Raw genomic sequence first — 21,665 nt, 5'->3', positions numbered from 1 at the left:
AAACGATGACCCGAAGCATGCGCCCCGGGTCACCCGTTCAGGATTGTGTTGCTAGTTTTTTACGGTAGCCCGTGTGGTTCGTCGGTCCGACGTACTGATTGAGTCGGAATGAATGACGGACCGCCTCTGTGATGAACGCTTTGCCGATTTCGATGGCCTCGTCGACCGAATGGCCGTTTGCGAGTGACGCCGCGATGGCAGACGAGAATGTGCAACCGCCGCCGTGCGTGAAGGCGGGTTCGATTTTCTCGCTCTCGAGGAGACGGTATTCATTGCCGTCATAGAGCACATCGAACGCCGTATCGAAACCGAGCTTGCCACCGACTTTGACGATGACGATCTCAGCGCCGAGCTCATGAATCAAACGAGCCGCTTCTTTGATTTCTTCCATCGTCGAAGGTGTCTTGTCGAGACCAGCGAGCATGCGTGCCTCAAACAAGTTCGGTGTGATGATTTTGGCGACCGGGACGAGATGCTCGCGCATAGCGATAGCGACGTCCGGGTTCAAGATTTCATCGGCACCTTTACATGCCATGACCGGGTCGACGACGGCGTTTTCGATGCCGTACTCTTTGATTTTACGTGACGCGAGTTCGATAATCTCAGGCGTCGGCAACATGCCTGTCTTGACCGCATCGACCCCGATTCCGGCGAGGACGGTGTCGATTTGCTTCTCGATCAACGTCGTGTCGATTGGGAACACCTCGTGGTGCCAGGCGTTATGCGGGTCTTGGGCCACGATGACCGTGAGCGCCGTCATACCGTACACACCGAGCTCTTCCATCGTCTTCAAATCCGCTTGAATCCCTGCACCGCCGCTCGTGTCCGAACCGGCGATCGTTAAAGCTTTTTTCATCGTCATAGTCGTTCAATCCCCTTTGTCTGTTTGGATAGTTTCACTATAACGACTTTTTGACGTTACGACAAATCCCATGTTTAGAAAGTGACGGACCAACTTTCCAAAAAACGAGAGGAGGATTTCAATCATATTTGGGGAATAGTAATGAATAGGGTGTAGACCACTTTCAATTGGGTAGGAGGAAAATCGCATGTTAGTGCACAGCTTATGCATTCCGAAAAAAGATGTCGTCACCATCAGTGAAACGGCGACATTACGGGAAGCGCTCGACACGCTCGAGAAAACGGGGTATCGCTGCGTACCTGTCCTGGATGAGACGGGAACGTTTTTCCGCGGTAACATTTATAAAATGCACATTTATCGTCACGGCATGAACGAGGGGAGCCTAGACGATAATGTCTTGACGCTCATCAAAAATACGCAAAAATATGTCCACGAGTCGGACGGGTTCTTCAAAGTGTTCTTCTCCATCAAAGAACTGCCGTACATCGCGGTGTTGAAAGACGAGAGCAACGAGTTTTACGGCATCTTGCCGCACGGGAAGATGCTCGGGATGCTCGAAGAAGCGTGGAGCCGTGATACGGGGAGTTACGTCGTCACGATCGCACTCAGCGAACAAGCCGGAGCGCTTGAGAAGATTACGAAAATCGTCAGCAAGTACTCGTCCATTGCGAGCTTAATGACACTCGACGCGAAGAGCAAAGTGCTTCGCCGCGTGTTGATCACGTTACCACCGGACGTCGAGGAGCCGATGAAAGATAAGATTGTCGCGAAACTCGAACAAAAAGGGTTCCGTGTCGTCGAAGTCGAGAATTTAAACAACTGAGACAAGACCTCCTTCACGCGAAGGAGGTCTTGTTCATGTCAGTCGTTTTTCCATTCGGATGTCGTCGTGAAACGTTCCGTTCCAATACGTGAATCCTTTGATTCGGGCAATCTCGACGTAGCCGAGCTTTTCATAGAGGTGCCGGGCCGCTTCATTGAACGCAAATACACCGAGCTCGATGCGCGGGGTGCCTTGGGACCTGAGCCGTGCTTCTAAGAGGGTGAGCGCATATGTCCCTACGCCTTTGCCACGGCCGACCATTTCGCCGATGACGAGTCCGAGCCAGGCGCTTCCAGGCTCTTGGCTGTAAAGGTGGGCGGCGTCATACATCACGTTCACTTCACCGACGAGGCGGTCGTCCGCGTAAATCAAAAAGATATCGTGTGTCTGGAGTCGTTCTGCTAACGACTCGACCGTCAAGTTGTGCTCGACGGTGAGTTCTTCTTCCGAGCGGGCCGGTCGAATCAAATGAACGATTTCGGGATCGTTGTTCCAGCGGTTGAACGTCTTGACGATGTCCTGTGACGATTCTTTCAAAGGAACGAGCGAGATTGTCATCCCATCCACTCCTTTCTGGTACCCCATTTGCTTCTAGATAGAACGGTAAACTCCTGTCATCACGTCAACGGTTTTAAAACGTTTAGATGACTTGGTAACACTTCGAACGTGAGCGGGAGTGTTCCACCCGTGTCGCCGTCCGCGTTGACCGGGAGCGACTCAGGCGAGTCGACATGGACTCGTTTCGTCTTGAACGAGGTGACGCTGTCCGTCTCTTTCAACTTGCCCGTGAACAGGGCCGGGGCAAGTTGGAGCGCATCTTTGAAGCCGAGGCTTTCGAACAAATAGACGTGCAACAAGCCGTCATTCACCTCGGCGTCGGGCTCAAAGTTCTCAAACCCGCCGACCGAGTTCGTGAGGGCGACGACGACAAGGTACGCGTCCCCGTCAAACGTCTTCTCGTCCGCTTGAACGGAAAGGGAATACGGGCTGTGCTCGCGGAACGCCTTCACGCCTTCGATAAGGTAGGCGAACGGTCCCCATTTCGTCTTCTCCTCGACACTCACCTCATCGACCGCTTCGGCGATGAGACCGATGGCGATGACGTTCATGAAATACCCGTTCTCGTATTTTCCGATATCCATCGGGGTCGGTTCAGCCGTCTTGAGCGCCTCGATCGCGTCTTCCGGATCGCTCGGTACACCGAGGGCGCGAGCCAAATCGTTCACCGTACCGAGCGGGATAATCCCGAAGTCCGGCCGGTGCGGGGCTTCGGCGAGTCCAGTGACCGTCTCGTTTAGCGTCCCGTCCCCGCCCATGGCGATGACGGCGCGATAACCGCGTTGTGCCGCTTCACGTGCGAAGTGGGTGGCGTCATCCGCTTTTTCTGTGAAGCGGACGTCGACGTTGCCGTATCGCTCTTTCAGCACTGCCTCGGCATGCGGCGCATGTTCTTTTCCTAACTCTTTTCCAGATGACGGATTGACGATTAACATGACAGGTTCCATTCAGACATTCCCCTTTTACGTTTAGATACTGTGCTATATTCCCGTCTGTCGGAAAAGCTAGTCATAAAAAAAGCAACGGTTTCCCGTTGCTCAGTAGTGGCGAAACGCCGACATATCGAGATGGCTCGCATCCGACTCATCGACGGCGAGCTCAATCTTCAAATGCTCATGAAACGGAGAATCGAACGCCCCCATGCAGGCGACCGGCTCATGGTCAGGGACGGGCGATTTACGTTTCGTTTTGACGAACAAGTAGTCCGTGCGCGGGAGCGTGAGCAAGAAGCGCTCGACCGCATGCGGTTCACGTGTGACGTTCGACCAAGGCAAGTGATTGAACAGCAAAAAGACCGCACCTTCTTTTCGAAGCGCATAATCCGGGGCGATGCCTTCCCGATTCAACAACTCGATGACCGAACCCAAGTAATCTTGTTTGATCGTCAATGAAATCTCGTAATACTCACGCATACCGTCCACCCTTTCTAAAAATCACAATACCTCCATTCTAAACGTTTCGCCAGAATGGGACAATGAAGAAGTTTCTTGACGAAGCGTTTTCCTGCCCGTATACTGCTCATGTCCTGCTATACTAAAGATAAACGAAGAACGAATTGAGGTGAAACCGACATGATTGAATCCCTTGAGTTAAAGGCGTGGGTCGTCTTGGCACGGACGATGGACGCAATCAGTGACCGTGTGAAAGATGATTTGAGACGCCACCAATTGAATTCAACAGAGTTCGGTGTGCTGTCGGTCCTGTATAAACGAGGAGACACTCCGCTACAACAAATTGGTGATCAAATTTTGATTACGAGCGGAAGCGTCACGTATGTAATTGACAAGCTCGAGAAACGAGGGCTCATCGAGCGCGTCGCCTGCCCGTCTGACCGGCGTGTGACATACGCTTCGTTGACAGAGACAGGCAAGCACTTGATGGATGTTGTCTACCCCGAGCATATCGAGATTTTCAAAGACATTTACGGTCCGCTCAGTGAGTCGGAGACCGAGACGCTCATCGAATTGTTGAAGCGCGTCGGCTATAACGCGGCAGGCAAATGAAGCCTGCTGTGTTTTTTATGCACTTTTATCTTGAAATTAAAATAATTGACGATGAGATATACAGCTGGTATAGTTCTAACTGTTGTTATAAAAAATAGAGATTTGAATAGATGGAGGAAGCCATTATGAAAAAAGTACTTTACGTATCAGCTAACCCGAAACCGACAGAATTGTCATATAGCAAGCAAGTCGCTGAGACGTTCATGACGACACTCAAAGAAGAGAACGCATCGCTCGACATCGAGGCGATCGAACTTTACGACGTAGACGTTCAAGAAATCGACGGCGACGTCCTCAGCGCATGGGGCAAATTCGCTTCAGGCGAAGCGCTTACGGACGTAGAAGCGAAGAAAGTCGCGACGATGAACGGCATGCTCGAGAAGTTCATGGAAGCGGACGTTTACGTCTTCGCGACACCAATGTGGAACTTCTTCTTCCCGGCCCGCATGAAAATGTTCCTCGACAGCGTTCTTTCGGCTGGTAAGACGTTCCGTTACACAGAGCAAGGCCCGGTCGGTCTTCTCGAGAACAAACAAGCGATCCACATTCAAGGGACAGGCGGCGTCTACACGGGCACTGACCTTAACTTCGCTGACGCATACCTTCGTCAAGCGCTCGCGTTCGTTGGCGTGACAGATGTGACGACGCTTGCGGTTGAAGGAATGAACCAATTCCCAGACAAGATTGAAGAAATCGTCGCTGACGCGAAAGCGAAAGCCGAGACACTCGCGAAAGAAGTCGCTGGTGCGGTAACCGTATAATGATTGAAGGCGAGTCCATGCGGGCTCGCCTTTTTGCTTGCGCTACATTTGGGTATGATAGAACGGAAAGGGGAGGACACCTATGGGAGAACAATTATCAGACCGCCTGCTCGGGGACTGGTCACATTTGATTGAATCCGAGATGGAGGAGACATATTTTCAAGCGTTGAAGACGTTCGTCGACGAGGCGTATAACACGACGACGGTCTATCCGGCGCGCCAAGACATTTGGAACGCGTTCGTCTACACGAAGTTCAAGGACGTCAAGTGCGTCATTCTCGGACAAGATCCGTATCATGGCCCGAATCAGGCGCACGGCCTCAGCTTTTCGGTACAGGACGGCGTTCGTTTCCCACCATCGCTTCGAAACATCTTCCAAGAGCTGGCCGATGACATCGGTTGTACACCACCGAAGAGTGGGAACCTTGAGAAGTGGGCGCGCCAGGGCGTATTGCTCCTCAATACGGCGCTCACCGTCGAGGCGGGCAAAGCCGGTTCACACCGGGGTCAAGGATGGGAAACGTTCACCGACACGATTATCCGAGAGCTTGGCAATCGAGAGCAACCAATCGTTTTTATTCTTTGGGGTAACGATGCCAAGAAAAAACAGACGCTCATCGGTGAGCAGCACTTAATTTTGACATCGGTCCATCCGAGCCCGCTCTCGGCCCACCGCGGCTTCTTTGGTTCAAAGCCATTCTCGCAAGTGAATGCGAAGCTCAGTGAATGGGGCGTCGAAGAAATCGATTGGTGTTTATGACAGTTCGCGCATGCGGACTGTTTTTTTGGTTGACGTCAGAAAAAAGGTCTGGTATCGTTACTACCAACAAGATGCTTTAGTGCTTAAAAGCAAATGTGCATAAAAGCATAACTGTATAACAGTAAAAGTGATGACCAAACCGAAGTAGAGACATCTTCCCTGGCTCAGAGAGCGTGTGGTGCTGCGAACACGCCCAAAAGATGAATCGAATTACAGTTTGCGAGCTCTCAACGATTGAGCGGTCCCCCGTTACCGGAATGAAGTGACTAGACGTCTGTCTAGTAATCAGGGTGGTACCGCGGCAACCGTCGTCCCTATCGAGTGATTCGATAGGGACTTTTTGACGTTTCATACACAAAAGGAGGAACCAACATGTTGACACAACTGATCCCACGCCACTTGGCGCCACATATCTCTCCACAATTCTACGATGAGTACACGCCGACCGATCACGCTGTTTGGCGGTTCGTCTTACGGCTCAACTTGCATACGCTCGAAGGGAAAGCCCACCCGTTTTACATCGAGGGATTGAAGAAGACCGGGATGGGGCCGGAACGGTTGCCAAACGTCGAGGCGATGACCGAAGAGATGCGTTCGGCCGGATGGTCGACGGTCTCCGTCGATGGACTCATCCCTGGTGTCGCCTTCTTCGACTTCCAAGGGAACGGGATGCTTCCGGTCGCGACCGATATCCGAAAAGTCGAAAACATCTTATACAGCCCGGCGCCGGACATCATTCATGAAGCGGCTGGCCATGCCCCGATGCTGATGGACCCCGATTTTTCAAATATCGTTAAACGGTTCGGTCAACTTGGTGCCAAGGCGTTCATGAACCGGGAAGAGCATGCCTCGTTCGCGGCTTTGAAACGGTTGACTGTCGTGAAGGAGAACGCCAACTCGACGGATGAAGAGATTGCAGCGGCAGAGGCGGCGGTCCATGCGGCGAAAGCGCAAGTGACCGGATTCTCTGAAGCGCAACAAGTCGCGCGCATCTTTTGGTGGACGGTCGAGTTCGGCTTGATCGGTGACGTTGACAACCCGCTTATCTACGGGGCAGGCCTCTTGTCTTCAGTAGGCGAGAGTCGTCACTGTTTGACAGACGCCGTCACGAAGCATCCGTTCGACCTCGAACACGCCCTCGAGACGAAACAAGACGTGACGAATATGCAACGTGAGCTGTTCGTCATCCGGGACTTTGACGCTTTGACCGATGCGCTTGACGAGCTCGAGCGCCGGATGGCCGTTCATCAGGGCGGCATCGCCTCAATCGAGAAGGCGCTCGCCTCGGGCAGTCAGGCGACCGTCCGCCTCGAAGACGGGACGGACCGAGTCGGCGTGGTCCGCCACATGACGAAGCACGACGGGCACGTCCTCATCCAATGGAACGATTGTGTGAAAGTCGACAACGGACAATTAACGAACCTCGAGAACCACGGTTTGCTCATTCTCGACGGGCCGATTCAAGACGTGTTGGCGACGGCAGCGATTCGACTCGATGGACAGGTCGTCAACGAGACGGCAGACGAGTTGCGTTTAGAAAATGTCGTCATTGAGCTGGAAGGGCGCCGAATCGAACTGGCGACACTTGAAATTCGCCAAGATTCGATTCCGTCGGTCTTTCCGGGGACCGACGTCGAGGAGCTCGTCCTCATCGAAAAACCGGTCATCGTCGAACGAGATGCGCGCGTTTGGACGAACGATGATCCGATGTTCAACCGTGTCCGTAACTTGCGCGAACAAGGAGCATCTATCGATGAGATCGTCCCGACGATCCTCGAAGACCACGCGGACGCCTGGTTGCTTCAAATCGAGTGTCTCGAACTCGTCGAATCCGAGACGCTAAAGCAGGCGCTCATTGAACGGCTCCAACAGTTACGTGCGACATCCGCTTCACGGAACGAACTGATTGGCCGGGCGTTTGATTTGCTACACATTTGAACAAGACGAGAAAAAAATGACCGCCCACTCGCAAGAGTAGGCGGTCATTTTTGCGGAACGACGATGGTCACGGATTGACTGACGTTGTCGTCTCGCGCAAGAACGTGATGAGGCGGCGATACGTCGAACTCGCGGCCGGTTTGTCCATCTCGAAGTGATACGCGTGACCAAGTTCCCCTTCGTCATAGAACACGCTCGTCACATCGGTGCGACCAGCGAGGATGGTGGCGAACTCTTTTGCCTGCGCCTCGAACGAGCCCGTGTTGCCGTCCGTGATAAACGTCGGGACGAACGTCGCTGGAATGTTGACGAGCGGGGACGCTTCCGTAACGACGGGGAGGTTCTCCCAGTTATACGTCCCGAAGTACGCCCACCCGATCCGTTTGAAGAGGAAGCGGTTGACCGCTTTTGACGACTCGAGCATCGTCCGCTTCAAGTCGTACGGGCCAGACATCAAAATCGTCCCGAGAATCGATTGTTTCGGTACGACTTGCTTCACTTCGGCTGATGGGGCGTAGCCGTCGTTCAATTGAATACCGACGAACTGAGCGACGAGTTGCGCGCCGTTTGAATCGCCGGCGAAAAAGACGCGGTCGAGGTCGAGCCGGAAGCGGTCGTTGTTCTCGACGATATAGGCGTACGCTTCCTCGATTTGTTGGAGCGGCACGGGATACGTTACGTCCGGCGCGAGCGCATAGTTGATGCTGACGACGTTGTAGCCGTTACTCGCGATGGACGTCGCATATTTGAAGACGTCGGCCTTGTCACCGCCGACGAACGAACCGCCGTGCACCCAAAAGATGGTCGGGACTTGCTTGTCGCCTTCATAACGAATCAAATCAAACGTCCCGTTCTCGTAAGACGAATGATAGTCGATATCTTTTCGGACCGACGTCTTTTGAACGACTTCGTCAAATCCTTTCATTGCGACTTCGTTGCCACCGGAAAATGAGGTTTTGACGAGGCGGGACGTCGGTTTCGGGGACAAGAATACGTACGCGGCTCCGGCGACGGCCGTCCCGACTAGTCCGAGTCCTGCTCGTTTCAATCCTTTATTCATCATACTTCCTCCTTTATGAAGCGTTGCTTCACGATTTACTGATCGACGAGGACACTGCTCATGAACGTCTCGACGACATGCGCGATGCCATCCTCGTTGTTTGATTTCGTAATGAAATCGGCTTTTCCTTTGACTGTCGTATTGGCGTTGCCCATGGCAACACCGAGACCGGCCCACTCAATCATCGTCAAGTCGTTGTTCCCGTCTCCACAAGCAATCACTTGTGCTTGGTCGATTCCGACGTGCTTCGCTAGAAACGCAAGACTCGTCCCTTTCGTCACGCCAGCCTCTGTGAACTCGAGGAAGAACGGCTTCGAGCGAGCGACGGCGAGCTTGCCTTCGAGTTCGACTTGGAGTTTCGTCTCGATTGGTGCGAGGGTGTCCCCGTCACCGAGCATGAGACATTTGACGACCGGTGTCGTCACCGCCGTTTTGAAGTCGTCGACGTGGATGACCGGCATCCCCGTCAATTCTCCTTCGATATCGGTGTATGGGTTCGGTTGATCGGTTACGATTTCGTTACCGATGTACGTATGAATCGCGATTTCCTCACGTACACTGATATCATGGAGGTATGCGACCGTTTCAGGTGTAAGCGTGCTCGAGAAGATTTCTTCGTTCGTCGCACAATCAATAATCGACGCACCGTTAAACGACAAGATGAAACTACCGTATTTCGCAAGCTCGAGCTCACGGGCCGCGTCCCACATCGCATATGTCGGACGGCCGCTCGCGAGGACGACTTTATGTCCACGCTCTTGGGCGTCGAGGAGCGCGGCTTTCGTTTTCGGGGAAATCGTATGGTCACTCGTGAGCAACGTATCGTCCATATCTAACACAATCATTTTATAACTCATATCGGGATGAGTCCTCCTTCGGAATCTAATGACTCCATCCTAATACGATTTGAGGTCAATTGACAACCTTGTCGCAAAAACGTAACTATAATGTAGAGAAGTGAACTTCAGAAGAGGTGGATATATGAATCGGATATTAGTAGCCGAGGATGAGCATGCGATTCGCAGCTTCATCATCGTAAATTTAAAGCGAGCCGGGTTTGATGTGTTTGAGGCGACGAACGGACGTGAGGCGGTAACGGCGTTTGACCGCCAGCCGTTCGATATCGTCTTGCTCGATGTCATGATGCCAGAAATGGACGGATTCGAAGCATGCGCGGCGATTCGCGACTTAGACGAGAACGTCGGGATCATCATGTTGACGGCACGGACGCTTGAAGAGGATAAGATTGAAGGGCTCGGGAAAGGTGCGGACGACTACATCGCCAAACCGTTCAGTCCAGGCGAACTCGTCGCCCGGATTCAGGCGCTCCTTCGCCGGGTCGAGAAAGTGAAGCGTAAAGAGAAGAAACGGTTGAAGTCGGGACCGTTCGCCATCGACCTTGCAGCCAAGCAAGTGACGAAGTACGGGCAACCGATTGACTTGACACCGACCGAATACGACTTGATTTGCCATCTCGTCCAAAACGAGGAAGTCGTCTTGTCGCGCGACGCCTTGCTCGACGCGGTTTGGGGCATCAATTACTTCGGGGACCGGAAGACCGTAGACGTGAACATTCGGCGACTGCGGCAAAAGATTGAAGATGATCCGAGCCATCCGGCGTTCATTGAGACGCTGTGGGGGCATGGGTACAAGTGGCGGAGACATGACGGATGAAGCAACAGCTTGTCCTTCGCATTATGATTGTCGTCACACTCGTCCTCGTCCTGCTCGTGAGCGTCCTCTCTTACGGTACGTATCGCTATTACTATGAGTATGAGTCCGAGGCGCTCCTCAGTCACGCCACGACGAGTGCGTATTTATATCCGCAAGCGCAAGTCGGATTCGATACGCCGAGCGCCTTCTCGGTGCTCGTGCGGACGTTTGGTTACCCGGGTACGGATTTGTCGATTGTCGACCGAAGCGGTGACATCGTCAAGACGACCGGGCAACGAGACCAGCAGGCGCTGTTTACCGAGGCGCAACTCGACAAGTTGGCCCAAGGTGAATCAATCGTTCAGGATTATGACGTCAACGACGAGCATTTCTTGTCGGTCACGAGCCCGATTATGACCGGGGAAACGAGCGAACTCGCCATCAGCTTCACCCGCCCGCTCGAAGATCTCGACACGCTCATCCGAGAGATTTGGATGGCGGTCGTCATGATTGGCGTCCTCATCTGGCTCATCGCCCTCTACGCGGTCATTCGCATCGCGGACCGGTTCGTCCGTCCGATTCGAGAAATCATCGAGACGGCCGATGAGATGGCACAAGGAGATTTCGATCTCGAAGTCTACTCGAATGAGAAACATGAGCTTGGGGCGCTCGCGCGGACGTTGACGTACTTAGGGGCGAAAGTGCAGCAGCATCAGTCGACGCGAAATGAATTCTTATCGAACGTGTCCCATGAATTGCGGACCCCGCTCACGTCAATCAAAGGGTGGACCGAGACGATTCGCGGCGGCAACGAGAAGTTGTCCGAAGAGACCGAGCTCGGCCTCAGCATCATCCATTCTGAGACCGAGCGGATGATCGGCCTCGTCGAGCAGCTCCTCGATTACACGAAGATCGAAGAGAGCCGCCTCGTCTTGTATCGTCAGGAACTCGACCTCGTCACGTTGTTGCGTAAAGTGTCCGTGCAACTAAAACAGTCGCTTGAGGATAAACAGATTACCCTCATCGAGCGGTATCCACAAAAATCGACGGGTCTATTCGATGAGAATCGACTGAAGCAAGTGTTTTTGAACTTGCTCGACAACGCGATTCGATTCTCGCCGGAAGGCGGGACGTTGACGGTTCGGTTCGTTCAGTCGGAACGGGTCGCCTTCATTTCGATTATCGATGAAGGACCGGGCATCTCAAAAGAACATTTACAACGCATCACCGAGATGTTCTATCAGGCGCAAGTGACCGAAGGCAGTAGCGGCCTCGGCCTTGCCATCGCCAAAGAGTTGATTGAAGCGCATGAAGGAAAACTCGTCATCGAGAGCGAGGTCGGGCAGGGTACGACCGTGACCGTCCTCTTGCCGCTCGACCCGAGCGAGTTACATTAATAGGGTTAAACCTCCCCGATTTAGGATACATGTAATTGTATGTAGAATAAGGGAGGTTTTTCGCGTGGCCACGAAATCATTGAAACCAATTAAAGGGACACCGAACGCCGTATCGACACAGACGTCGAACGAGGCGCTCAAGATGGAGCCGCTTCCGTACGGGCGCGACCGGGCCGAGACGGTCGGAGCGATTAAGATGGTCATGGGGCAATTGCCGCGGACCGAGCTCATCGACGAGACCGAAGAGTCACTCCATTACGTCGTCGCGACGAAAGTGATGAAGTTTAAAGATGACGTCGAGTTTTTATTCGACGACGAGACACGACAAATTGAATTTCGTTCAGCATCAAGAGTCGGCTATTCAGATTTCAATGTGAATCGGAAACGGATGGAAGACGTGAGCGAGCGATATCGGAGGTTAATCAAATGAAAGATTATCAGTTGATTGTAATCGGAGGTGGCGCCGCCGGGATGACGGTCGCCGCAGGTGCGGCCAACCTAGGCGCGAAAGTCGCGCTCGTCGAGAAGAAGAAGCACCTCGGGGGCGACTGTCTCCACGTCGGATGTATCCCGTCAAAGGCGCTCATCGCCGCCTCGAAAGAAGCGAGTTCGATGATGCAAGCAGCCCGCGTGCTCGGCACCGAGTTCGATGGACGAGACCATTACCAGTCAACGAAAGCCCGTGTCGATCGTGCCCGCGAAATCATTCAAGAGCATGACGGGACGGAACGTTTTACGAAGTTAGGCGTTGACGTTTATATCGGCGAAGCGTCGTTCCAAAGCCCGTACGAGTTAAAAGTCGGGGACGATCTTTTGATTGGGAAGAAATTCGTCATCGCAACCGGATCGCAACCGACCGTCCCACCGATTGACGGACTTGATACGGTACCGTACTTAACGAACGAAGACGTCTTCCACGAAGAGACGCTACCAGAGAGCATCATCGTCATCGGAGCCGGCACGATTGGGCTCGAGCTCGCTCAGTCATTCGCTCGGCTAGGGAGTCAAGTGACGGTGCTCGAGGCGCTCGATACGTTTTTGCCGAAAGAAGATGAGTCGGTGCGGACGCTACTTAAATCTCAACTTGAGATGGCGATGCGTTTGAAGATTGGCGTGGACGTCAAACACATCTCAGAAGTGGACGGTAAGATTCGTGTCGAAGCGGAAATCGATGGGGAGACCGTGCATTACGAAGCGGACAAGCTGCTCATGGCGACGGGGCGAAAGCCACGGCTCGAGGCGCTTCGCCTCGACCGGGCCCACGTCCACGTCAAAGACGGATACGTTGACGTCTCATCGACGTATCGGACGTCACAACCGCACATCTTTGCAATCGGCGACACGATCAATACGCTCCCGTTCACGCACGCTGCGGGCGAAGAAGGGAAAGCCGTCGTCGCGAACGCCTTGTTCGGTCTATGGAACAAAGTCGATTATAAGAAGATGCCGTGGATCACGTTCACGGACCCGGAAGTGTTCCACGTCGGTTTGACCGAGGCCGAGGCACGAGAACAGTACGGGGAAGACGTCGACATCTTTGAAGCGAAGCTGTCCGAGGTCGACCGTTTCGTCGCCGACCGTCAAGAGACCGGTTTCGTCAAAATCATCACGCGGAAGAACGGTAAAATCATTGGCGGTCACGCGGTCGGAATGACGGCCGGCGATTGGATGCAAATCGTCGTCTACGCGATGCAGCGCGGGGATAAGATTGGAAAGCTGTCCCGTATGATTTATCCGTATCCATCACGGAGCGAGGCCGTGAAGAAGGCGGCCGACCTCTACTGGCGCAAACGTCTCTTCAACAGCCCGCTCACTGACCTCGCTCGTAAATATTTTGAATGGACAAGATGACAAAAAGCCCACGCGAGTGGGCTTTTACTGTGGCAAAATAATCGTCTCAATCATTTTTGGTGCACCTTCGGATAGGTCGACGAGTGGTTTAATCAACACTTCGACGCGACGATTCTTGGCCCGTCCTTCCGGCGTGCTGTTCGTCGCAATCGGCTTATATTCCCCATAGCTCGCGAGTGTGAATTGGCTCGGATTCAGTGTGTCGTTCGTCAATAAGCCACGCATGAAGGCGGTCGCCCGGGCCGAACTGAGTTCCCAGTTCGATGGGAAGCGGGCCGTGTTGATGGGGACGTTGTCCGTATGGCCCGAGACGACGATTTCCCGGTTACCGGCTTGCTCGAGGATGCCGCTGATGGAGCGGGCGACGGCTCGAGCCTCGGCGTCTAACGTCGCTTCCCCCATGCTGAAGAGCGCACGGTCTTGAATCGTCAAGACGAGACCGCTCGAATTGATGGTCGCTTCAATCTCGTCTTGTAGCCCGTTCTGTTTAATGTACTCGTTCACTTGTTCTTTCAGTTCGTCGAGTTTCGCGAGTTCGTACGTTCGCGGGTTCGCCGTCGTGTCCGTGTTGTTCGTCCGGTTGATGTCGCTGTTTGAGGCGGTCGATGCTTGGAATACGCTCGTCCCGCCAGAGAAGACTTGGTTGAACGACCGTGACATCTTCTCGAGTTTTGTCTGGTCGACGTTACTCGACGCGAACAAGACGATGAAGAGCGCGAGGAGGAGCGTCAATAAGTCGGCGTAGGGGATGAGCCAGCCTTCTGAAATATGTTCTTCATGATCATGCTTCTTTTTGCGCTTCATAGTCGGCTCGCTCCTTTGGAGACAAATACACAGACAGCTTATCTTCTAACGTCTTCGGCGATTCGCCGCCTTGAATCGAGAGGATCCCTTCAATCATCATCTCTTTGATGAGCACTTCGCTCTTCGAGTATTGCTTCAGTTTATTCGCGAACGGGAACCAGAGCACATACCCTGAGAAAATTCCGAATAGCGTCGCAACGAAAGCGGCTGAGATGGCGTAGCCAAGTTTTTCGATGTCGGATAAGTCTTTTAAGGCAGCGACAAGCCCGATGACGGCTCCGAGTACGCCGAGTGTCGGGGCGTATGTACCGGCTTGTGTGAAGACGTCAGCGTTCGCCTTATGGCGGATTTCCATGTTTTCGATATCACGTGACATGACTTCGGCGATATATTCGGACGGTTGTCCATCGATGACCATCATCATGCCTTGCTTCAAAAACGGTTCATCGACTTGTTCGAGCGCTGTCTCAAGAGAGAGAAGCCCTTCTTTTCGTGCTTGTGTCGATAAATCGACGAATTGCGTCAACATGCCGGTCTTACTTGGGAGCGTTTGTTTCGTGAATAGAATTTTAAAAAGTTTTGGAACGGTTTGCAGCTGTTCTTTCGAGACGGCGATACTGACCGCAGCGGCCGTCCCGACAAAAATGATGACCAATGCGGCCGGGTTAATCAGGGGGGCTACGCCTGCACCTTTTAGAAGCATTCCACCAATCAATGTGAAAAAGCCGAGTATAAGCCCTACTAACGTGACGACATCCATGTCTATGTTTTCCACCTTTCTAATCCAGGACATAAAAAAGCGAGAGACGCCACTCGTCTCCCGCATAATGCGTTCCCGATGGTTAAGCGCCGTTTTCGTCAATCAGCAATTGGATGCTGACATTTCGTTCTTCACGCTCTATATCGGTTAATACGTCGTATTTTTTTAACAATGCGTACAATTGATTCACAACTTCTTGATCGAGTGACCAATGCAACAATTCTTCAAGCTGGAAATAAAGATGGGCGGGCATGTACTGTGACTGGCGCTCCAACCTTCGCGAGACATCCTTTAGCGAATGATCTACCGTACTAGGGTCCACGGTTTCATTCAACCTCCTCAACGTTTATAAAGTCTATCTATCATATTACCAAAAAATCGAAGAAAGGGTTAGCGTGACATTTTCCTAGTTGGCAATTTTGTTGGCAAGGCGTAATATGTGGCTTAGAAAGAGTGAAGGGGACATGGGGATGCGACATCCATTATCGATACGGGAACGGCGGCTGAAGCGAATCGAGGCGTTATACCGAATCGTATTCGAAAAACCGGCCCGTTTTATTGCCAGCGGCTTTTTACTCGTGATTTTGATTGGGGCGACGCTCCTTTATATGCCGTTCGCGCAAAGTGAACCCGTCGCGTGGATTGACTGTCTCTTCATCGCGACGTCGGCCGCTACGGTGACAGGGCTTTCCACAGTCGACATCGGGACGGCGTTTACGACGTTTGGTGAGGTTGTCATCATGGCGTTGATTCAAATCGGGGGGCTCGGTTTTATGACCGTCGCCCTCATGCTCCTCAGCGTGCTCGGACGTAAAATCGGTTTGAAACAACGCATCTTACTCCAAGAGTCCCTCAACTTGTCAGGACCGGGCGGGACGGTAAGGCTCGTTCGAAACATCGTCTTCACGACGATCATCGTTCAAGTGATCGGTCTCTGCTTTTTGACAGCAGAACTGTACGGCACAGGCGACTACTCGTTCGGTGACGCCTTGTACTACGGCTTCTTCCACGCCGTCTCGGCGTTCAATAACGCCGGGTTTGCCCTATGGCCAGATAGCCTCATGCAGTTTGAACAGAACACGTCCATCGTCATCACGATTTCCATTCTTATCATGATTGGCGGCCTCGGCTTCACGACGATTGCTGATGTGACCGAAGTGAAGGGCTGGAAGCGCTTGGCGCTCCACTCGAAAATCATGATCGGCTCACTACTTGTCATCAATGGAATCGCCTGGTTCGGCCTCATGCTGTTCGAGTGGGTGTCGAGAGAAGGGGCGCTTTACGGACGCCCACTCGGCGAAGCGCTTCACGCGACGTTTTTCCAAGCGATCACGACACGGACGGCCGGCTTCAATACGATGGATATCGCGACGATGGCGCCGGTCTCAATCGGTCTCATCCTCATCCTCATGTATATCGGGGCAGGGGCCGCCTCGACAGGATCAGGGATTAAAGTGACGACTGTAGTGGTCATTTTGGCCGACATGTGGGCGTTTCTGCTTGGGAAGAAGGAGACGGTCATCATGGAACGGACAATCGACACGTTTCAAATCAAAAAAGCGTACATGGTCGCGATTACGAGCTTCTTCTTTATAGTATTTATTACGACCTTGACGGTTTTGACGAACGGTCACTTGCCAGCGACGGCCGTATTGTTTGAAGTCGTCTCCGCGTTCGGGACGGTCGGCTTGTCGCTCGGGATCACGGCCGAGTTAAACAACAGCGGGAAAGAACTCATCATGTTCATGATGCTACTCGGTCGCGTCGGCTCGCTCACGATCCTCTTCACCGTGGCACGGCAGCTCGACCGTAAGATTCGCTACCCGAAAGAAAAACTATTGATTGGATGACAAAAAGCCCTATTAGGGCTTTTTGTGTGTCTCGTAATAGGTGACGACTTGCGGCAAATAATCTTTCAAGTCCGGGCAGACGATCCCGGTCCCGCTCAATGCGCGCATCGCCTGTGTCGTATCGAACCGGACTTGATGCTTGAAATAGTCGAGCAGTTCGCGCGGGACGCCGTACCGCTCTTGAAGCTTGAGTGCGGAAAACCCAGCCTCGGCGGCGATATGGGGGATGGTGCCGCGCGGGGCACGTGCAAACATCGTCTCGTGAATCATCCGGTACACTTCACGGACGCCGTGCGGGAACGGATCCGTCAAATGGAACGTCCGGCCAAGTCCGGCCGGGGCATGCGCGAGATAGGCTGTCGCCTCGACGACATAGTCGTACGGGACGAGGTTCACTTCGACATTTTGACGTCCGATGTAAGGAAGCGGGGCCGCCTGGCGCAACTGGTCCATCAGTTTCAAGACGAAATAGACGCCATCGAACTTCTTCGTCTCCCCGGTCACGCTATGGCCGATGACGATGCCGGGGCGGATAATCGTGATCGGCATCGAACCGAACTCGCGCGAGACGATTGCTTCCGCCTCATACTTCGTCGCCTCATAATGATTTTTGAACGGCAGGCGGTGCCATAATTCATTCTCATATACGGTGCCTTGGCGCCGACCGGAGACGTAAGCGGTGCTGAAGTAGACGTATCGTTTGAGATGAGCGGCACGCTTCGCGAACGCGGTCATATGTTTCGTCCCGAGCATATTGATCCGATAGCCAACGTCATACGGGATACTCAAGTCGTAAGCAGCAGCGAGGTGGAACACGTAATGGACGTCCCGTTCGATGACCGAACGCGTGATTGGGTCAAGAATCACTTCGGGGAGCGTGATGTCGGCTTCGACGAGAACGAGTTGTGTTTCCTCTAACGTCGTCGCCTCGAGCAGCTCGTCTTTCAAGACGATGGCTTCTTCTTTTTGATGGGGCAAATGGAGCGCATAAATCGTGCCGATTTGGTTCGGTACCGACGCGAGATGGGTGATCAGCTTCCCGGCCAAAAAACCAGGGAACCCCGTAAAGGCGTAATGGTTCATAGTGTCTCCTCCGCTAAGTCGAGCGTGAACGTGAACGTCGAGCCGACGCCGACCGTCGATTCGACTTCGATGCTACCGCCGTGCGACTCGATGATTTCCTTACAGATGGACAACCCGAGCCCCGTCCCCCCGATTTGGCGCGTATCGGAGTTGTCGACGCGATAGAATTTCTTGAATAGCTCTTCGAACGCGTGCTCGGGGATGCCGATGCCGAAATCTTGAATCGAGACGAACGCTTGTCCATGCTCGGCTCGGATTCGGACCTCAACTTCGTGGTGTTGCGGCGAATACTTGATTGCGTTCGACAACAGATTGATGAGCACTTGCTCGATACGCGCTTGATCGGCGATGAGAGGCAGTGCTTCATCGGCGTCGTCAAAATGGATGGAATGGTTGCTCGTCTCACGGAACCGTTCGACGACGTCACGAACGAGCTCGTTCAAGATGAAACGGTCCTTTTTATACTCCTGATTGCCGTCCTCCATGCGCTGAATGTCGAGGAAGTCGTTCAACAAGTCCGTCAACCGTTTCGCTTCTTTAGCCATCGTCTTCAAGAAACGCTCTCGTTTCTCCGGCGTCAGCTCTCGACTTTGCATGAGCTCGATATAGCCGGATAAGGAAGAGAGCGGAGTCCGCAGTTCATGGGAGACCGTGCTGACGAGCTCGTTCTTGATTTGGTCCATCCGCTCTTCCTCGGTTCGATTTCGGAAGACGAACAAGAAACCACTGTCGACGCCGACTTGACGCTTCGCGTCCATACCGGTCGCGTACATCTCGTAGTACTGTTCATCCCGGTCGTTCAGTTGCGGAATCGAGAAGCGCATCGATACCTCGTGGGCCGAGCCGTCGAGCAGGAGGTCGACTTTTTTCAACATCTCCGTCCGGTCTCGTTGTCGGAACGTCGTCAAGAGCGGGATGCGCTCTTGCATCTTATTCGGGGCGATGCCGGGCAAATCGAGCAGACGGCGGGCGTGCACGTTCATGAACAGGACGCTGCCGTTCGATTCGGTCAAGACGAACGCCTCGTTCGACGCTTGTAAAATCGACTGGATGATATCGCGCTGGCGGGCGATGGCGTTCTTCTCGCGCTCGAGCATCCGTTCGACTTTCTTACGGTCGCTAATGTCACGCATGACGGCGACGCGGAGCGTCTGGCCTTGATACGTCACCTCTTTCGGGTACACTTCCATCTCGAGGAACGTGCCGTCCTCGCGTCGACCGATGACTTCGTACGGCGTCTGGATATGGTTGCGGATACGTCGCAAGACGTCGGCCCGGTAGCCTTCGGCGATGAACTCGATAGTCTGGCGACCGACCATGTCTTCAGCGGGGATGCGGAAAATCGTCTCGGCCGCCTTGTTGGCGTCGAGAATCGTCCCGTCCTCATGGAACAAAACGGCTTCGATGACCGACTCAGCGAACATCCGATAGCGCTGTTCTTTATGGAGCAACTCGCCTTTTAACGCAATCTCCGGGCTGACGTCGAAGACGAAGAAGAAGAAGCCGATGACGCGGGCTTGCTCGTAGACGGGATGCATGAACAGCTTCCCGACGAAGTGGGTCCGGTCTTTCCGTTGAAACTTCCATTCGCGGTCGCCACGATCGAGTGCGACGCGGAGCATCTGTTCGAACGATAGCAAGCGTTCGGTCTCGTCCTGGTAATGCGTCCGTTTCTCGCTCAATTCGCGGGACTCGAAGAGGGCGAATGGGGTCATCTCGTATAAGACTTCATGGGGGGCATAGCCGAACAGCTCGGTCGCCCCTTTATTGAATCGGTTGATGAGCAAGTTCGCATCGGTCATGATCATCGCCATGTCGAGCTCCGTATGCATCATCGCTTCGAAGGCGTTATGTTGGACCGTCACCCGCGTATCGAGCGGGAGCGGTTCGATTGAGAGAATATAGACGTCTCCGTTCGGGATGGCGTGGATGCGGATGGTCGGCATCTCGTACATCCAAGGGAGTCCTTGTTCCATCCGGCGCGACAGCTCCATCGTAATCGGGGATTGATTGACCATATGAAAGATGTTTGAACGCGTCTGTAAATCTTCAGGAAATTGTTTTAAGAACGGTCGGTTCGCTTGCACGATCGTGCCGTCTGTTTGAATTAAGGCGACACCGTAAGGCAAAGCATGCAACAGGTCGTTCTGGAGATGCACTCTTTTCTCCATCAACGGGTAATCCCTCCTTCTATAAATCAAACGGGTACATCCTCATACCATTCGACACCTGTGCCTTTGTTTTCCTGCCTAGAGACGGTAAAGTAATAGTGAACGAACGATGGAGAGGACGATGAACGTGAAAGGAATGGGCTTGAGTCTCATACTCGGACTTGTGCTTTGGTGGATGGACGCCCCGGTTTGGGCGATCGTCACGGTAATCATACTTGGTCTCGTTTGGTTCATCTGGCGGAAGCGCCTATCGACGATTGACCGAATCGACCGCATGGACGGACGTGAGTTCGAGTTGTTTTTAGAGGACGTGTTCCACGCGCTCGGCTACAAGGTGACCGTCACACCGGCGTCTCGTGACTTTGGCGCCGACTTGTTGCTCGAGACACCGGACGGCTGGTCGATCGCCGTCCAGGCAAAGCGCTACGAGAAAGTCGTCGGGCTCGAGGCGGTCCAACAAGTGGCGGCGGCCGTTCCATACTATGGGGTGGATGAGGGATGGGTCGTGACGAACTCGTCTTATACGGAAAGTGCCTATGAATTGGCGGCACCAAATCAAGTTCGTCTGATTGCAAGATCAGAGCTCGAGCAACTGTTGAAAGAAGCAGGGTTTAAGCGCTAGGGCAGGCGGTTTTCACATGTTTGTCAAGATGACGGATTGTGTCGAAGAAAAAGGGGTTGTCTTTTTGTTCAAACGGTGCAATAATCATCTTCGTCATATGAAATATGTAGTAGTTGAACAGAGAGATTCGGCTACACGAAACAACATTGGGGTTTCACAGAATGACCAACCGGACAAATAGAAAATTCGTGGTTGGAACGTATTAGGAGGAAAAGCGGTGCGCAAATTAATTTATGTAAAAGGTTGCGTCTTTACGCAAGGCGAGGCAACCATTTATGACGAGACAAATGATGCGATCGGATCTGTTCACCGCGACGCGGAAGGCAGTGTCCAAGTGCACAATTTGTCTGGCCGACAAATCGCTCTCGGGAAATATATCCCGAACTGTCAGAAATGGGTCGTGATGAACCACGACGGGCAAGCGATTGGTCAATTGAAAGACAAATTCTCGTTATTCGGGAAAAAGTGTGAGTACAACGTCTATGAACGCGGGCTCTATACGATTCAATACGACGTCGAGCGCTACAAGTTCAGTGTACGCGACAAGGCGGGCAAGTTAGTCGCCGAGCTTCGCAAGCACGAGGACGACAGCTTCTGTCTGACGAAAGAAGCCGACCAGCTCTCGATGTTTGAACTATTGTCGGTCTTGAAGACGCTGAGCGTCAAATCACGGATGCCGCTTGCGGTTTCTGTCTGAACGTAACGACAA

The 21,665-nt window shown here is 53.2% G+C and carries 23 protein-coding genes and 1 other annotated feature; of the genes, 12 read left to right on the top strand and 11 right to left on the bottom strand.

From position 1 onward, the window contains the following. Positions 1–37 precede the first annotated feature (37 nt). Positions 38–862, bottom strand: a complete 825-nt coding sequence (gene pdxK, locus KB235_RS00460) for a pyridoxine/pyridoxal/pyridoxamine kinase (protein WP_034816775.1) — start codon at positions 860–862, stop codon at positions 38–40. A gap of 187 nt (positions 863–1,049) precedes the next feature. Between pdxK and cbpA the strand changes: the two genes are divergently transcribed. Further along, a complete protein-coding gene (gene cbpA, locus KB235_RS00455) occupies positions 1,050–1,685 on the top strand; it encodes a cyclic di-AMP binding protein CbpA (RefSeq protein WP_211780085.1) in 636 nt (211 codons plus the stop codon). 33 nt (positions 1,686–1,718) lie between these two features. On the opposite strand, the gene KB235_RS00450 is transcribed toward cbpA, so the two are convergent. The 3 genes from KB235_RS00450 to KB235_RS00440 all read right to left on the bottom strand — a co-directional run bounded on the left by KB235_RS00450 (position 1,719) and on the right by KB235_RS00440 (position 3,655). Beyond that, positions 1,719–2,243 carry a GNAT family N-acetyltransferase gene (locus tag KB235_RS00450; RefSeq protein ID WP_034816774.1) on the bottom strand — a complete coding sequence of 175 codons (525 nt, stop codon included), beginning with the start codon at positions 2,241–2,243 and terminating at the stop codon, positions 1,719–1,721. A gap of 59 nt (positions 2,244–2,302) precedes the next feature. Continuing rightward, complete coding sequence (locus KB235_RS00445) at positions 2,303–3,190, bottom strand: diacylglycerol/lipid kinase family protein (protein ID WP_034808629.1); 888 nt, start codon at positions 3,188–3,190, stop codon at positions 2,303–2,305. 90 nt (positions 3,191–3,280) lie between these two features. After that, a complete protein-coding gene (locus KB235_RS00440) occupies positions 3,281–3,655 on the bottom strand; it encodes a hypothetical protein (RefSeq protein ID WP_034808627.1) in 375 nt (124 codons plus the stop codon). Positions 3,656–3,814: 159 nt separating this feature from the next. Between KB235_RS00440 and KB235_RS00435 the strand changes: the two genes are divergently transcribed. From KB235_RS00435 to KB235_RS00420, 4 genes are all read left to right on the top strand, one after another. After that, a complete protein-coding gene (locus tag KB235_RS00435) occupies positions 3,815–4,246 on the top strand; it encodes a MarR family winged helix-turn-helix transcriptional regulator (protein ID WP_034816773.1) in 432 nt (143 codons plus the stop codon). Between the two features lie 125 nt (positions 4,247–4,371). Further along, positions 4,372–5,007 (top strand): FMN-dependent NADH-azoreductase, encoded by a 636-nt coding sequence (locus tag KB235_RS00430; RefSeq protein WP_034816771.1) that lies wholly within the window; start codon positions 4,372–4,374, stop codon positions 5,005–5,007. 82 nt (positions 5,008–5,089) lie between these two features. Then, the gene (locus KB235_RS00425; RefSeq protein WP_034816769.1) at positions 5,090–5,767 is read left to right on the top strand and encodes a uracil-DNA glycosylase; all 678 of its coding nucleotides are present in this window, start codon (positions 5,090–5,092) and stop codon (positions 5,765–5,767) included. A gap of 121 nt (positions 5,768–5,888) precedes the next feature. Next, positions 5,889–6,086, top strand: a binding site (T-box leader). A gap of 53 nt (positions 6,087–6,139) precedes the next feature. Next, entirely contained in the window at positions 6,140–7,705 is a 1,566-nt protein-coding gene (locus tag KB235_RS00420; RefSeq protein ID WP_211780084.1) for an aromatic amino acid hydroxylase, read from the top strand. Between the two features lie 67 nt (positions 7,706–7,772). On the opposite strand, the gene KB235_RS00415 is transcribed toward KB235_RS00420, so the two are convergent. Beyond that, positions 7,773–8,765, bottom strand: coding sequence for an alpha/beta hydrolase (locus tag KB235_RS00415; RefSeq protein ID WP_034808756.1), 993 nt, complete (start codon positions 8,763–8,765; stop codon positions 7,773–7,775). A gap of 35 nt (positions 8,766–8,800) precedes the next feature. Continuing rightward, positions 8,801–9,622, bottom strand: a complete 822-nt coding sequence (locus KB235_RS00410; RefSeq protein WP_211780083.1) for a Cof-type HAD-IIB family hydrolase — start codon at positions 9,620–9,622, stop codon at positions 8,801–8,803. A 124-nt stretch (positions 9,623–9,746) separates the two neighbouring features. Between KB235_RS00410 and KB235_RS00405 the strand changes: the two genes are divergently transcribed. From KB235_RS00405 to KB235_RS00390, 4 genes are all read left to right on the top strand, one after another. After that, a complete protein-coding gene (locus tag KB235_RS00405) occupies positions 9,747–10,439 on the top strand; it encodes a response regulator transcription factor (RefSeq protein ID WP_034808752.1) in 693 nt (230 codons plus the stop codon). Then, positions 10,436–11,815 carry a sensor histidine kinase gene (locus KB235_RS00400; protein WP_211780082.1) on the top strand — a complete coding sequence of 460 codons (1,380 nt, stop codon included), beginning with the start codon at positions 10,436–10,438 and terminating at the stop codon, positions 11,813–11,815. The genes KB235_RS00405 and KB235_RS00400 overlap by 4 nt, the downstream gene beginning before the upstream one ends. 64 nt (positions 11,816–11,879) lie before the next feature. Continuing rightward, positions 11,880–12,245 (top strand): DUF1499 domain-containing protein, encoded by a 366-nt coding sequence (locus tag KB235_RS00395; protein WP_211780081.1) that lies wholly within the window; start codon positions 11,880–11,882, stop codon positions 12,243–12,245. Beyond that, positions 12,242–13,666, top strand: coding sequence for a dihydrolipoyl dehydrogenase family protein (locus KB235_RS00390; protein WP_211780080.1), 1,425 nt, complete (start codon positions 12,242–12,244; stop codon positions 13,664–13,666). The genes KB235_RS00395 and KB235_RS00390 overlap by 4 nt, the downstream gene beginning before the upstream one ends. 24 nt (positions 13,667–13,690) lie before the next feature. Here the strand turns inward: KB235_RS00390 and KB235_RS00385 are convergent, their stop codons facing one another. The 3 genes from KB235_RS00385 to KB235_RS00375 form a co-directional block, all read right to left on the bottom strand. Further along, a complete protein-coding gene (locus tag KB235_RS00385; RefSeq protein ID WP_034816756.1) occupies positions 13,691–14,470 on the bottom strand; it encodes a flagellar motor protein MotB in 780 nt (259 codons plus the stop codon). Further along, positions 14,448–15,230, bottom strand: coding sequence for a flagellar motor stator protein MotA (gene motA, locus KB235_RS00380; protein WP_034807231.1), 783 nt, complete (start codon positions 15,228–15,230; stop codon positions 14,448–14,450). The genes KB235_RS00385 and motA overlap by 23 nt, the downstream gene beginning before the upstream one ends. Positions 15,231–15,312: 82 nt before the next feature. Then, complete coding sequence (locus tag KB235_RS00375) at positions 15,313–15,564, bottom strand: hypothetical protein (protein ID WP_246514272.1); 252 nt, start codon at positions 15,562–15,564, stop codon at positions 15,313–15,315. Positions 15,565–15,700: 136 nt separating this feature from the next. Between KB235_RS00375 and KB235_RS00370 the strand changes: the two genes are divergently transcribed. Then, positions 15,701–17,080: a TrkH family potassium uptake protein gene (locus tag KB235_RS00370; protein ID WP_211780079.1), complete on the top strand. Its 1,380-nt coding sequence runs from the start codon at positions 15,701–15,703 to the stop codon at positions 17,078–17,080. 12 nt (positions 17,081–17,092) lie between these two features. Here KB235_RS00370 and KB235_RS00365 read toward each other — a convergent pair whose 3' ends face one another. Together KB235_RS00365 and KB235_RS00360 are read right to left on the bottom strand one after the other, a co-directional pair. Then, positions 17,093–18,163, bottom strand: a complete 1,071-nt coding sequence (locus tag KB235_RS00365) for an SDR family oxidoreductase (RefSeq protein WP_211780078.1) — start codon at positions 18,161–18,163, stop codon at positions 17,093–17,095. Continuing rightward, a complete protein-coding gene (locus KB235_RS00360; protein WP_246514388.1) occupies positions 18,160–20,334 on the bottom strand; it encodes a PAS domain-containing sensor histidine kinase in 2,175 nt (724 codons plus the stop codon). The genes KB235_RS00365 and KB235_RS00360 overlap by 4 nt, the downstream gene beginning before the upstream one ends. Positions 20,335–20,455: 121 nt before the next feature. On the opposite strand from KB235_RS00360, the gene KB235_RS00355 reads away from it, so the two are divergent. Next, on the top strand, positions 20,456–20,956 hold the full coding sequence (locus tag KB235_RS00355) for a restriction endonuclease (protein WP_246514271.1): 501 nt from the start codon (positions 20,456–20,458) through the stop codon (positions 20,954–20,956). A gap of 217 nt (positions 20,957–21,173) precedes the next feature. After that, positions 21,174–21,653, top strand: coding sequence for an LURP-one-related family protein (locus tag KB235_RS00350; protein WP_034816745.1), 480 nt, complete (start codon positions 21,174–21,176; stop codon positions 21,651–21,653). Positions 21,654–21,665: the final 12 nt, after the last annotated feature.

Source organism: Exiguobacterium alkaliphilum, from assembly GCF_018138125.1.
Lineage (GTDB): Bacteria > Bacillota > Bacilli > Exiguobacteriales > Exiguobacteriaceae > Exiguobacterium > Exiguobacterium alkaliphilum.
Note: the sequence above shows the minus strand (reverse complement) of the source record. Positions and strands in the feature narration are given on the sequence as shown.